This window comes from Candidatus Zixiibacteriota bacterium, from assembly GCA_040752595.1.
GTDB lineage: Bacteria > Zixibacteria > MSB-5A5 > WJJR01 > WJJR01 > JACQFV01.
Window position 1 is genome coordinate 1 of record JBFMGX010000019.1, and the last position, 13161, is coordinate 13161.

The window sequence follows — 13161 nt, forward strand, 5'->3', positions numbered from 1 at the left end:
ATGCAACGGGTTATGGTCGAGGCGCATAAACGAAAGCCTGAAACTTATGCGTGGGACTTGCGGGACACGACACTAGAATCAGTTGCATAACCCCAACGACTCACTCTCAAGCGTCGTGGCGCCGGGTGCCCACACCCGGCGCTGCGGTCGGGTGTGGGCACCCGACAGCACAGAAATCGGGTTATGCAACTGATTGTAACAAGATGGAGGATTCAAGGTGCGTCGGGGCTTCGGCATGTGTCGTGCGCGGATTCTTGACCCCTCACCCTACCCTCTCCCCAAAGGGGAGAGGGGAAGTCTAATCTCGCCCTCCGGGAGAAGTCGATCCGCCGCAGGCGGATCGGGTGAGGGCGTCTTCTTTTCGTATATTCTGTTAGAAAGTCCAAAAGGTTGACAGTCCATGGATGACCGCGAGCACACAAGCGGGTGCGTATACCTGGTCGGCGCCGGGCCGGGAGAGCCGGAGTTGGTCACCGTCCGGGGCATGCGTCTTTTGCGAACCTGCGATGTGGTCGTTTATGACGATTTGGTTCCCGACGAGTTGATCGCGGCGCTGCCGGAGGGGGTCGAGCGGCACTATGTCGGGAAGAAGGCCGGCAAACACAAGTGCTCGCAGGAAGAGATCAATGGGCTTTTGATCCATCTGGCCCAGGCCGGCAAGGCAGTCGTCCGTCTCAAGGGCGGCGATCCCTTCATCTTTGGGCGTGGCGGGGAGGAAGCGCAGGCACTCGCAGAACACGGCATTCCGTTTGAAATCGTGCCCGGAGTCACCTCCGGAATCGCCGCCCCGGCCTTTGCCGGCATCCCATGCACGGACCGACGGAAGGCGTCGTCGGTGACATTTGTCACCGGGCATAAGTCCGTGGGGGAGGAGTCGGCGGACGTGCCGTGGGATTGGATCGGGCAGGCGCCGTCCGGGACGCTCGTCATCTATATGGGCGTGGGCGAGATTGAGAACATCGTGTCGCGGCTGCTGAATTCCGGCATGCCGCCCGATACACCGGCGGCGGCGATCGAGCGTGGGACGTTCCCCACGCAACGTGTGATCTGCGCGGATTTGCGCGAGCTCCCGGAGCAGGTCCGGCAGCAAGGAATCCGTCCCCCCGCGGTCTTTGTCATCGGCGCGACCGTGAGTCTGCATGACACGCTCCATTGGATCAAGGATCGACCGCTCTTCGGCGTGCGCATCCTGGTGACCAGGCCGGCCGATCAGGCACTGCCGCTGTACCGATCGCTGCGCGGGCTCGGAGCGGAAGTACAGCCGTTCGCCACGATTGCGACGGTGACGGCGACGGATGAAGAGGGGTGGCGCGTCTTCGATCGCATCGACCGGGAACGGCGGTGGCTGCTCTTCACGAGTGAAAACGGCGTGCGCTATTTTCTCGAACACTGGCGGGCGCGACGCGGCGACATCCGTGCGTTGGCCGCGTACAAGATCGCCGCGATCGGGGGGCGCACGGTCGGTGCGCTGCAGGACAACATGCTGTCTGCCGACCTCGTGTTGGGACAAGCGAAGGAGGCGTCGCCCGCCGACCAACTGGCGTCCCTATTGGCTTCGTCGCCGGCCGTGGTCGTGCGCGTGCGCGGGAGCTCCAGCGATTCCACGACGGAGGAGACACTCACGCGGAAGGGAATCGACGTCGTCCCGCTTACGGTCTACAAGACCCACGCGCTCGTCTGGCCCGATGAAGTGAAAGAGAAATTGACCGCCTATCCCCCGGACCTCGCGCTGTTCACGAGCGGGCCGGCCGTGACGGCTCTGTCGGCGAGTCTGTCGGACGACCAAAGGCGGCAGATTCTTGCCCGGACGGGAATCGTGACGATCGGGCCGGCGGCATCGAACGCGGTTCGCGCTCTGGGACTGTCGGTGGCGCTGGAAACCGGCACGCGGACGATTTCGGGAATGGTCCGGGAGTTGGTGGCGTTCTGGCAGGCGAACCGGACCGGGATTATCTCCAGTCTTCCTCCTCGCGCCTGAATCCTCTGAAGTCGGCATGAGCAATCCGCGGCGTCGCAGTGGCGCACCGTCGTCGGAGGAAGCCCGGCCAGCCGGGCCAGCGCGCCCACCGTGTGGATCGCGTTCAGATGCCATCTCGTGGATTCATCTCCGGCTCCAAGTCGACGCCGAGCCCGTCAGCGATACGATTGATGTACGCAAAGTACGCCGTCACAGCACATACGTCGTGAATGGCGCGGTCATCGAGCCCGGCATCGCGCAGGTGCTGGATGTCCGCCTGGGCGATCGAAGCCGGTTCCCGCGTCAGCTTTTCGACGTACCGACAAATCGCCCGGTCTACGGTACCCAGGGGCGCCGTTTTCCAATCCGATCTTAGTTTCTGTACGTCGTCGGTGGACACACCTGTGAGACGGAGATCCTCTCCGTGAGCTTCAATTCAGTAGTGGCATTGATTGACAGTCGAGACCACAGTGGCGATCATTTCACGTTGGCGCCTGGTCAGAGGAGACCGTCCATACATGACCGCGCGGTAGAGGTCCAAGGCCGCTGAGAGCACAGGAGCATTCTGCGATTGAATGTGGACAATCTGATACACTCGTCCGGCTCTCTGTATCGACGCATCGAAAATCGACTTCAATTGCCCGGTCGCTTCTTCGATTGGGATCTTCTTGATCCATGCCATATGGTCCTCCGAGGGAATGTATGCTGCGTCATCGACTCTAATTTGGAGTGAACAATCGTGAATTTGATTTGTTTTGCATCTAACAGACAATGCCCGATGCCGGAGACCACAATCGCAATAGTCTTTCCGATCCACGCTCATGGGTGGATCGGCACGGCGACATTCTCTATCGCTTCGCCCTCGCTCGCGTCAAGGATCGCTCCGCCGCGGAGGATCTCGTCCAAGAGACGTTTCTGGCCGCGCTTCAGGCACGCAGCCAGTTCTCAGGTCTCTCCGACGAACAAACTTGGCTGATATCCATCCTCAAACACAAGGTCTTTGACTACTTCCGCCGGACGAGCAAAGAGGCAATCTCCGATACCGATCTCGACTCGTGGACGGAAGACCCTGATTTTCGGACAGGTTCCCTTCTCCCCGGGTCCTGGAAGACGGGAAGACATCCGGCCGATTGGGCGGTCGATCCTGACAGCACACTGGAAGCCAAGGAGTTGAGGGGGTTGCTGAAGAAGTGCCTGGATGACCTCCCGAGCTCGCTCTTCCGTGCTTTCACCCTTCGCGAGGTTGAGGAAATGCCCCCAGAAAAAGTCTGTAACGTTTTGGGGGTCTCTACGACCAACCTGCGAGTCATGATGTACCGGGCCCGCAAGAGTCTGAGACGGTGCCTGGAGATCCACTGGCTCGAGGAGAGACGAACACGAAAGCGGTGAGGCGATGAAACGAACCTTGGCAATCAAGCTGCGGGCGATGCGCCTGATGAGCCGCATGATGCCGAGCTGCGAGGACGTAACGCGTCTCGTCTCCGCCGGCATGGACCAGCACCTGTCGTTGGGTGACAGGCTCAAGGTCCGGACACACCTTCTGTTCTGTCAGTGGTGCTCGATGTTCGAAGAGCAGTTGCGACTCCTCCGCACACTGGTCCGCGAGGAGGCGGGGAGTCTTGATGGTGAGGACTTGGGAGACACGGGTCGACTGGTACCGGGGGCGAAGGCCAAGCTCCAGGCGATCTTGATCCGTGAATGCGCGTGAACGGAGATCGGGAGCCTGCTCCCGACAGTCTCAAAAGGAGAAGCGTGATGAAAACACGAAATCCAATTCTGGGTGCACTGGCCGGGATGGCGGGTGGCGTGGCCTTCGGCATGCTGATGGGCATGATGGGCATGTTGCCGATGGTGGCGCAGTTGGTCGGCAGCCACTCCAGCGTGATCGGATTCCTCGTCCATATGATCAACAGCGCCCTGATCGGCGGAGCCTTCGGGACTCTTCTCGGCAGCAAAGTGAGAACGCCCGCTCAAGGCGCCGGCTGGGGAGCCGGTTATGGCGTCATCTGGTGGTTTCTTGGCACCCTATTGATTATGCCGATCTGGCTTGGGATGCCGGCGCAACTTCATGTGGAAGGCATGAAGAATGCCATGCCCAGTCTGATGGGGCATGTCATCTACGGAATCATCACCGGAATCACATTCGACCGGCTATCGCACCGGTCGGTGAGCCGGCACGTCGGCGTGTTGTCGACAGCGCGATAATCCGAATCAACTGCTACACAAACTGCCCAAAGAAAGGAGATCGACGATGATCAAACGAACTGCCCTTGTGGCCGCCTTGCTGGCGTTCCCGCTTGCGATGTCCTCAGCGGCACACGCCGACCAGTCGAAGGCCGCGAACTCGGTCGCCGTTTGCGGATGCGGCAAGGTGTTCACGCCCGACGACAAGACCGAGTACGTCACGGCGAACGGCAAGTACTACGCCTGTTGTTCGCACACATGTCATGAGATGGCTGCGAAGGATCCTGCTGCCGCAGCCCGGATGGCAGAGGCCGCCACGGCAAAGCTCACAGGCACAGCGCGCGTCGATTTGGCAGTGGCGAACGTTGTTGCCGTCACCGACAAAGGCACCAAGGCAGTGTGCGGATGTGGGAAGGAGTTTGTGATCGACCCTTCGATTCCTTACCTCGAAGTCGACGGCGAGTCTTATGCCTGTTGCGGCAAGGCCTGCCACGAGATGGCGCTCAAGGACCCGAAAGCGGCGGCCAAAGCGACGCGGGAGAGACTCGCATCTCGCAAGTAGGATGCCATTCCTGTGTCTCGCCCGCTCGTGGCGAACTCGCAGGTGCCAGGGGAAATTCCGCCATGGGATTTCCCCTTGGTACAGTTGAGGCGATCACGATCAACGATGCTCTGGGAGGACGACGCACCTGCGGAGCCGTTTCCCACTGTGTCGTCGCGTCCGGTTCTATGGTGACATCGTCCTCCCAGGGGGGGCGGAATTCAGCCCGACCAATCAACCGTAGGGGTACATCCCTTTCTTGATGCCGCTCAATTGCTCGAGGATGTGATTGTGCTTGTTCTCATCCTCCAGCAGGTAGTGCAGGAGGTATTCCTGCACGACCATCTTGCTCCCCTTCAGCGCGGCCAACGCCTGACTGGCCATGGCGACGGTCTTCTTTTCCAGCTCGATATGGTCCTCGATCATGCCCCAGACATCGCCCAGCTCATCCGGCGTCAGCGTCACCGTCTTCGTGCTCAGTGAGTCGGCGATGAACTCCTGCACGCGGTAGTGCATCTGCGAATCGCGCTGGATGATCTCCATCACCAGCCGGACGATCGGATTGTCGGTCTTCTCGATGACCCTCCCGGTCGAGGCGACCGAGGCGTTCTCGATCTTCTGCCAGCTGCGCATGATCGCTACGAGCTCGTCTTGAACCGCCTTCTTGGACATCGTGTGTGCTTCCTTTCTGTTGTGTGGCCACAGCTATCGTCGTAACTCCATACCTTCAGGATCTCCTGGCGGACCACCAGCGACGCGGCGGTTCGCGATCCGCGGCGATGACGTCCCGGACGGGCACGATCAGCGGGCATTCGGTCTCCTGGGACAACTCGTGGGTCTTCTTCCAGATGCTCTCGATGGCCCGCGTGGCGTTGCGGTACATGTGCTCCTCGCCGATGCGATCGTAGAGGCCGGTTCGTCGCATGACATTCAGCACGAAGTCGTTGAGCCCGCTGAATGAGACGTCATATCCGGCGGAGCGCAACCGCTGTACCGTGACCGACAGCATCTGCTCGCCGGAGGCATCGAGCTCATTGATGCCATTGCCGACGATCAGCACATGCTTCAACTCCGGCATGTCCGCCACCTGCTCCAGAATCTGCTCTTCGAGGTAGTCGGCATTGGCGAAGACCAGCGACCCCTGGTAGCGGACGACGGCGATATGACGGCACTGGGCCAGTTGGAAGATTCTCCGGTTGCGGTAGGTCCCATCGGGATGCAGCGCCAACAGGGCGATACGGGGTTTCATGTCGCGAATGAGATGGACCAAGAGTGTCAACCCCAGCCCGATCATGATGCCCCGGTCCAGATGGGGCGCGAACAGGAGTGTGGCGGCGAACGTGATGACGCCGATCACGCCATCGTATCGTTGCGCCTTCCATGCGTGCACGAAGGGGCGTGCCCGGATCAGGCTGAAGACGGCCATCATAATGATGGCCGCCAGCGCCGGTTCGGGCAGGTAATAGAGCAACGGTGTCAGGAACAGCAGCGTCAGGACTACGACGCCGCTGGAGAAGACATTGGAGAGTCCGGTGACGGCTCCGGCTTGCAGATTGACGGCCGAGCGTGAGAACGACCCGGACACCGCATAACTCTGTGCGGTCGAGCCGACGATGTTGGCCAATCCCTGGCCGATCAATTCCTGATTGGGGTCAAGTCGCTTCCCGGTCTTGATCGCCATCGCCTTACCGATCGAGATGGCCTCCATGAAACCCAGAATGGAGATGATCATCGCCATCGGGAGCAGGTGCGGCACCGCGGCCCAGTCGATCCTGGGGACATGGATGCCCGGCAGGCCGGCGGGAATCTGGCCGACGATGGCGCCGCCCCGCCGAAACGTCATCGCGGTCTCGTCGATGGGACCATGGCGGACTAAAAGCCGCCACACGCCAGCGTCGACGCCCGGGCCGATCGACGAGTCTCCCCTGAGATAGAACCGCATCCCTCCGGAAAAATCGCGAGCGGCCAGAAACAGATAGCCGCGTAAGTCCTGACGGCAGTCCTCGGCCAGTGCCTTCATGTGGGACATGCCGACATGCAGCAGTGACTTTTCACCCTCCAGCGCCACCGCACCGGCCGACCCGACGCCTTCCGTCTCTTCCGCGCCCGAGATCTGCTGCCCCAGGTCGACGTTTGTCTGGGACTTGACGGCCAGGACCGCCGTGACGGCGTTGTACATCTGGATCTTCTTCGTCACCTCGACGGAACGGATGTCGGTCATGCTCGCCCGGTGGTCGTGGTGATACCCCGTCGCCCAGGCAATCACCGACGTGGCGACGGCGGCGAGCAGCACGGCCGGCAGCCGGGGGCTGATCCGCCGGAGCAGCATCATGACGGCGAATGCCAGCACCGCGAGAAAAACCGTCGGCCAATGCGTGTACGCCAGCGCCGCTTTGATGACCCGAATGACCGTCTGATAGTGATGGGGAGCATCCTCCACGTACACGCCGAAGACCTTGGAGAGCTGGGAGGTGGCAATGATCAGCGCCGCCGCATTGGTGAATCCGCTGACGACAGGGTGAGACAGGAAATTGATCGCCATCCCAAGGCGCAACGCACCCAGTGCGAACTGGATGATGCCCACGAGGAGGGCGAGCATGATGGCGTACGTGATGAAGGTCTCACTGCCGACCGTGGCGAGAGGGGCCAGCGAGGCGGCCGTCATCAGGGACACGACGGCGACCGGGCCGGTCGCCAGTTGGGGGCTGGAGCCAAACAGGGCAGCCACCAGGGGCGGCAACAGAGCGGCGTAGAGCCCATAGTAGGCCGGGAGCCCGGCCAATTGGGCGTACGCCATCGACTGCGGGATGAGAACGAGAGCAACCGTGACACCCGCGATCAGGTCACTCCGCAGCGATGCGGAGGAGTACCCCTTGAACCAGCGGACGAAGGGGAAGGCGGTTTCGACGATCGGCACGAGGCCTGCTCCCTAACGCTATCGCTTGTCCCGGCTGCCGAGGTTCGGTCAGTTCTCCACGCTGCACCCGTCGGATGTCAAAGCGTCGGACGGGCACCCGCCCGGGACATCACCTCCGCCGGTCGAGGTATCCAAGCCGCCTTGCCTGCGCCAGCGCCAGCAAGCGATAGATCATGTGGGCGAACTTGGAATACGGCATATACCAGAGGAGGAAGAAGACGCAAACCAGGTGCGCGAAATAGCTCCCATAGGCAATCGTCGCGGTGCCGGCCCAGCGTGCCACCCAGGCGGCCATTCCGGTCGCCCCGGCCAGGAAGATGACATACAGGAACAGGTAGTCGGTGTAGCCGTTGGCGCCGACTTCGTCTTTCTTGCCCCACCGCCGGATGATCAACAGAGCGCCCCCGAGCGCCAGCGCCACCCCGCTGAGGGCGCCGAGAATCTTGATCGGGTTGGGAAGATTCAGCGGTAACTCAAAGAGCGGGCGGAGCACTTGCAACCCGATCTGCTCGAGGTAGTGCGGCGCGAAGATCGACACGAAGATCGCACCGGTCGTCACCATGGCGCCGAGGAAACCATAGAAGAGCAACAGGTGTCCCCAGGTGCGCGGCCTGTTGGTGTCACACTCCCGGAATTTTCGATGGGACAGCACTTCCGGGATTGTCTTGAGCAGACTGCCCACGAAGGACAATTCGTACTTCTCCCCCGGCCGTTGCATCCCCTTCCAGAACCGTCGGAACCCCACGGCGGCGAATATGAAGATCATGATGTTGCCGATGACGAAGAGGGCGTCGACATACTGGTGCGGCAGGAACAGATTGAAGTCGATGACGGCGGCGGTGCCGAAGAGGTAGCGGCCGTCGACGGATTGCGGCGCGAGCCACACAACGCAGGCCAGCAGGATGACTACGGGGACAAAAACGAGTACCGGCAGCGCCCGCGGAGTGGCCAAGGCCCGTCCCATGAACGAGGGGAACGAGAAGTGCTTGTAGGCATAGGCCCGGATGGCGGCGAGGACATCACCGGGCCGTGCCCCACGGGGGCAGTAGGTCGTGCAATCGTTGCATTGGTGACACAACCACACGTTCGGGTCGCGCACCAGCCGCTCGGACTGGCCCCATCCGGCCAACGCCATCTCTTTCCGGGGGAAGGGCGCCGATGGGCTCGACAGATTGCAGACACTGGAGCAGGTGCCGCATTGGAAGCACTTCTTCAGCGTGTTCCCGCCGAGTCGCTTCACGTCACGGATCAACGCGGGGTCAGGGGTGAGTGGCCGGGTTTCCGCCATTTGCACTCCACAGCTTGGTGGTGATCCTCCAAGGGCCTCTAACGAAATGACGAACGGTCGTCTTCGGGAGGGCGATCCGCCGAACCGGTTCGCCTGACCTAAGAACCTCTATCATAATGAATGAGTGAAGAACACCCTCACCCGATCCGGCCTCCGGCCGGATCGACCTCTCCCGGTGGGAGAGGTTGTCTTTCCCTCTCCCCCTCCGGGAGAGAGTTGGGGCGAGGATATCTACCATTTCCGTTCATTCCGTTGGGGGCCGCAAGCGTCTACATGCCCTTGTAGGGATTGGGCCCGATCGTTTCGATCTTCTCCAAGAACTCATCGAGAATCGCGGGTAGCTGGTCGCAGTCCGACATCGAGACCTCGTTGAGCTGCACGCGTTCCTCTTCCAGAACCAGTTGTTTCAGCTTCTCGCGGACGTTGCCGACCCGGTAGTCGGCCAGCTCGCTGCCGCGCACGAAGTGGCACTGGTAGTCATCGCCCTTCTTGCAGCCCAAGAGCAAGACGCCGTCGAATCCGCCCGCCAGTGCATCATTCACCCAGATCGTGTTCATCGATCCGAGACAGCGCAGGGGAACGAACCGGATCATCGCGTTGTATTGCAGCCGCTTGATCCCCGCCATGTCGAGCGCGGGGAGGGCGTCGTTCTCGCAGATGAAACAGAGAATGCGTGGTTTCTCCTCGAACTCGTCCGGCACGTGGATCGACTTGATCATCTCCGACATCATGTTGACGTTATAGTTCTTGAAGGAGATGATACGCTCCGGACAGGAACCCATGCAGATGCCGCAGCGGCGGCAGCGTAGCGGGTTCGGCAGCGGTGTGCCCTTGTTGTCCTCATCGAGCGTGCCGAACGGACACTCTTCGGTGCAACGTTTGCACTGCGTGCAGCGCTGCATCAGGAACTCGGGATAGGTCTGATCTCCCGCGCGCGGGTGGACCGCCTCGCCGCGGGCGATCGCTTCCACCACCTGGATCGCCTTGAGGGCGGCCCCATCGGCGTCATTTCCCGCCGCGTCCAAGTCCATCGGGGCGCGCACGGCACCGGCGGCGTAGATGCCGGTGCGACGTGTCTCGTAGGGGAAGCAGATGAAGTGGGAATCGGGGAAACCGTATTTCAACGTCGGTAGATCGGTCCCCTGACGGTAGGTCAGGTTGAGGATTCGAGCACCCTTTTCGGCGGACTCGGCTTCCTTCTTGCCATCGGCGGTCACGCCCTCGGCTGGCGCCACCGTCCCCGTTTCTCCTTCCGGGGCCGCTGTGGAGGCCGTCTCCGCAGCCCCGGCATCGCTGTCGGGTTCCACCTTCGTGGCGGGAACCATCCCGGTGGCGAGCACCACCAGATCGGCCTGGATCCGGATGTTCTCACCGAGAAGGGTCTCGCCGACGTCGAGACTGACACTGCCGTCGGGCTCTTTCACGACGGCGGCGAGTTCCCCCTTCGTGAGGAAGACGCCATCGTCGTCCTGAGCCCAGGCATAGAACCGCTCATACTGGGCCGGGGACCTGAGGTCCTTGTACACGATGAAGACGTTGGTCCCGGGGAGACGGTTCCGGATGTATTTCGCCTGCTTGAGCGAGACCCGGCAGCAGACCGCCGAGCAATACGGGAGGTGATCGGGGTCGCGGGAACCGGCACACTGGATGAACGCGACGCTGGCCGGGCTCTTTCCGTCGGAAGGTCGTCTGATCTCCCCGGATGCCATCATCGCCTCAAAGTCGACGTTGGTAATGACGTCCGGCGAGACTCCGAATCCCCAGCGCGTGAGTTTCTCGCGATCATACGGTTTCCATCCCGCCGCCAGGATGATGGCGCCGACCCGGAGGTGCGTCGATCGGCTACCATTGCGCAAATCCACTTCGAATTGCCCGGGCTGCCCGGATGTCTTTTCGACCACCGTCGACTTGTGCACGGTGATTTTCGGGTCGGACTCGACCGCGCGCACGAGCGCATCCCAGCCGGGATCCTCAAGGTCCTGATAGGGTGGCTTTTTCGGGAAGACCTTGACGAACTTCCGAGCCCACCCGCCCAACTCCGCCTCTTTTTCCACGAGAGTGACATTGTACCCGGCGGCGGCGGCGGATTTGGCTGCGGTCATCCCGGTGGTGCCGCCGCCGATCACCATGATGTCCTTGCTGGTCTCGGCAATGAACGGCTCCGGCGGCTGGCTGGTTCTGACCTTGGCCAATCCCATCCGGATGGCATCTTCGGCCAGCATCTGGGTGTCTTCATCCTGCGGGGGATGACACCATACGACCCGCTCCCGCAGGCAGACGCGGTCAACGAGAACATCGCGGCCGAAGTTGAACTCCTCGGGGAAGACCCGCTCGGAACAGGCGGCGACGACGGCGCGATTCAACTGCCCCTCGGCCATCGCCGCGTGGATCATGTCCTGCCCCGCCGGGCTGCACAGGGCGCCATGCGTCTGACAGACACCGACCTGCTTGTCGCCCTTGGCGATTTCGACCAGCTTGGCTAGGTCGATGGATTTGGCGATCTCGCATCCTTCACAGATGAACGTGCCGATCTTGATCTCCATCGTCCTATCTCCCCGTGGCTGCGATCAACGCCGTCATGGCCGCGCCGGTGGCATCCCGGACCGAAGTGGCCACATCCTGCGGGCGGACCGCGACTCCGGCACCGATGAGGCCCGCATTCTGTCCCGACAGCAGGAAACCGTAGTCATCGAGCGCCGCGCTCACCGGTAGCGGGTCGACTTTGGTATTCGGCACCATGCCGGTCGCCAGGACCGCCATGTCGACTTCGGATGAGGTCAATTCCCCGGTCAGGGTGTTCTCCGCTTCCAGAATCAGATTCCGACTCCCCGCAACTTCCGTGATCCGACCGACCTTGCCGCGATGGAAGAAGATCTTCCCGTCGGCCTTGACGTCGGTGTAGAAGTCCTCCATCCGTCCGGGCGCGCGGACGTCGATGTAGAAGACGTGAATCTCCGCCTCGGGGTATTGCGCGCGGACGTATGTGGCCTGCTTCAGCGTGGCCAGACAGCAAATCGAGGAGCAGTACGGGAGATGCTTGTCATCCCGCGACCCGGCACACTGGACGAAGCCGATCTTGCGAATCTCCCCCTTGTCCGAGAGCCGGACAATCCGTCCGGCGGTCGGGCCGGTCGGCGACGCCAGCCGCTCCATGATCACATTGGTGACGACGTTCGGGAAACGACCGAACCCGAGATTGTCGAGCTTCGACGCATCGTAGGGACGCCACCCGGTCGCCCAGATGATCGCGGCGACATGGGCCGTGACGGTGCGGGGTGGCATGTCGAGTTCGATGGCATCATACGGGCAGGCCTCGACGCACTTTTTCATCCGCTCGTCGGCGGCATATCGGGGGTCGACGACGTAGCGGAAGGGGAAGGCCATCAGGTGGGGGAGATAGATCGCCTTGGTCTTGTCCAACCCGTAATTGAACGGGTTGTCGCGTTCGATTTCGCACACGTTCGCACACTCGCCGCAGGCCGTGCATCTGGAGTTGACGAACCGTGGATTCATCCGGATCGGCACCGTCCACGCACCGGGCGCGCCCGTCACGCTTGTGACCTCGGCCAGGGTCAACACCCGCACATTGGGGTTGGCCCGGATGCGACGGAGATTGATCTCCAGGCCGCACGTCGGCGGGCAGCGCTTGGGAAAGTACTGGTGCGAGGCGGCCACCCGGCCGCCGATGGTTGGTTCGCGCTCGACCAGGATGACCTTCTTGCCGACCTCCGCCGCCTCGATGGCGGCCGTCATCCCGGCGATCCCGGCCCCGACCACCAGCAGATCGGCCGTGATCGGACCGCCGGAATCGTGACCAGTTCCGACAGAGGTGCTCTCGCTCATTTCAAACTCCACGTGTGTCAGGAATCACCGGCGGTCAGCGCCGGCCAACAGAAACATGCACAAACCACAATTGATGGAATCGGCGCAAAAGTCAAAGATAATTGTGATCTTCTTCACGGACTGTGCGGGAATTTGCCACCAGATTCGGCTTCGTACTTTCTTCCTGAGCAGAGGCCGTGACGCGGCACTTCTTGGGGCGGTCGCATGAGTTCCGCGCGGCCCGTCACAACCGTTTATTGGTGAACGAATAACGGCCGTAGCAACGGGACGGTGTCGACATTCGCCGTGCCAGAGCATTCGTGAATTCCCAGAGAAGGCAAGGTTGCTTCGGGGGGAATTTCACAAAATCCTTGACAATTTCTGTGGGTTTCCCGTGGCCGTTCTCAAGGGAGAGTGGAGCGATCGCGGCGACGGGGCCGCTGAGGCGGACC

General features: G+C 61.8%; 11 protein-coding genes. 5 read left to right on the plus strand and 6 right to left on the minus strand.

The window, feature by feature from the left end; genetic code table 11:
* The first annotated feature begins 400 nt into the window (after nt 1-400).
* Nucleotides 401-1978: a uroporphyrinogen-III C-methyltransferase gene (gene cobA, locus AB1792_06335; protein MEW5701830.1), complete on the plus strand. Its 1578-nt coding sequence runs from the start codon at nt 401-403 to the stop codon at nt 1976-1978.
* 103 nt (nt 1979-2081) lie between these two features.
* Here the strand turns inward: cobA and AB1792_06340 are convergent, their stop codons facing one another.
* Complete coding sequence (locus tag AB1792_06340; protein ID MEW5701831.1) at nt 2082-2639, minus strand: peroxidase-related enzyme; 558 nt, start codon at nt 2637-2639, stop codon at nt 2082-2084.
* Nucleotides 2640-2728: 89 nt separating this feature from the next.
* Here AB1792_06340 and AB1792_06345 point away from each other — a divergent pair, with 89 nt between their 5' ends.
* The 4 genes from AB1792_06345 to AB1792_06360 are packed head-to-tail and all read left to right on the plus strand — an operon-like array spanning nt 2729 to nt 4703.
* The gene (locus tag AB1792_06345; protein MEW5701832.1) at nt 2729-3346 is read left to right on the plus strand and encodes a sigma-70 family RNA polymerase sigma factor; all 618 of its coding nucleotides are present in this window, start codon (nt 2729-2731) and stop codon (nt 3344-3346) included.
* 4 nt (nt 3347-3350) lie between these two features.
* A complete protein-coding gene (locus tag AB1792_06350) occupies nt 3351-3665 on the plus strand; it encodes a zf-HC2 domain-containing protein (GenBank protein ID MEW5701833.1) in 315 nt (104 codons plus the stop codon).
* A gap of 47 nt (nt 3666-3712) precedes the next feature.
* Nucleotides 3713-4162, plus strand: coding sequence for a hypothetical protein (locus AB1792_06355; GenBank protein ID MEW5701834.1), 450 nt, complete (start codon nt 3713-3715; stop codon nt 4160-4162).
* A 46-nt stretch (nt 4163-4208) separates the two neighbouring features.
* Nucleotides 4209-4703 (plus strand): hypothetical protein, encoded by a 495-nt coding sequence (locus tag AB1792_06360; protein MEW5701835.1) that lies wholly within the window; start codon nt 4209-4211, stop codon nt 4701-4703.
* Nucleotides 4704-4916: 213 nt separating this feature from the next.
* On the opposite strand, the gene AB1792_06365 is transcribed toward AB1792_06360, so the two are convergent.
* The 5 genes from AB1792_06365 to AB1792_06385 form a co-directional block, all read right to left on the minus strand.
* Nucleotides 4917-5354, minus strand: a complete 438-nt coding sequence (locus tag AB1792_06365; GenBank protein MEW5701836.1) for a hypothetical protein — start codon at nt 5352-5354, stop codon at nt 4917-4919.
* A gap of 55 nt (nt 5355-5409) precedes the next feature.
* Nucleotides 5410-7599, minus strand: a complete 2190-nt coding sequence (locus AB1792_06370) for a SulP family inorganic anion transporter (protein ID MEW5701837.1) — start codon at nt 7597-7599, stop codon at nt 5410-5412.
* A 109-nt stretch (nt 7600-7708) separates the two neighbouring features.
* Nucleotides 7709-8887, minus strand: coding sequence for a quinone-interacting membrane-bound oxidoreductase complex subunit QmoC (gene qmoC / locus AB1792_06375; protein MEW5701838.1), 1179 nt, complete (start codon nt 8885-8887; stop codon nt 7709-7711).
* Between the two features lie 269 nt (nt 8888-9156).
* Nucleotides 9157-11430, minus strand: a complete 2274-nt coding sequence (locus tag AB1792_06380; protein MEW5701839.1) for an FAD-dependent oxidoreductase — start codon at nt 11428-11430, stop codon at nt 9157-9159.
* A gap of 4 nt (nt 11431-11434) precedes the next feature.
* Entirely contained in the window at nt 11435-12730 is a 1296-nt protein-coding gene (locus tag AB1792_06385) for a CoB--CoM heterodisulfide reductase iron-sulfur subunit A family protein (protein ID MEW5701840.1), read from the minus strand.
* Between the last annotated feature and the right edge of the window lie 431 nt (nt 12731-13161).

Bases quoted from the DNA above. Each gene is read 5' to 3' on its own strand.
- cobA (MEW5701830.1), top strand. From the start codon at position 401: ATGGATGACCGCGAGCACACAAGCGGGTGCGTATACCTGGTCGGCGCC.
- qmoC (MEW5701838.1), bottom strand. From the start codon at position 8,887: ATGGCGGAAACCCGGCCACTCACCCCTGACCCCGCGTTGATCCGTGAC.
- AB1792_06355 (MEW5701834.1), top strand. From the start codon at position 3,713: ATGAAAACACGAAATCCAATTCTGGGTGCACTGGCCGGGATGGCGGGT.
- AB1792_06385 (MEW5701840.1), bottom strand. From the start codon at position 12,730: ATGAGCGAGAGCACCTCTGTCGGAACTGGTCACGATTCCGGCGGTCCG.
- AB1792_06380 (MEW5701839.1), bottom strand. From the start codon at position 11,430: ATGGAGATCAAGATCGGCACGTTCATCTGTGAAGGATGCGAGATCGCC.
- AB1792_06365 (MEW5701836.1), bottom strand. From the start codon at position 5,354: ATGTCCAAGAAGGCGGTTCAAGACGAGCTCGTAGCGATCATGCGCAGC.
- AB1792_06350 (MEW5701833.1), top strand. From the start codon at position 3,351: ATGAAACGAACCTTGGCAATCAAGCTGCGGGCGATGCGCCTGATGAGC.
- AB1792_06345 (MEW5701832.1), top strand. From the start codon at position 2,729: ATGCCCGATGCCGGAGACCACAATCGCAATAGTCTTTCCGATCCACGC.
- AB1792_06360 (MEW5701835.1), top strand. From the start codon at position 4,209: ATGATCAAACGAACTGCCCTTGTGGCCGCCTTGCTGGCGTTCCCGCTT.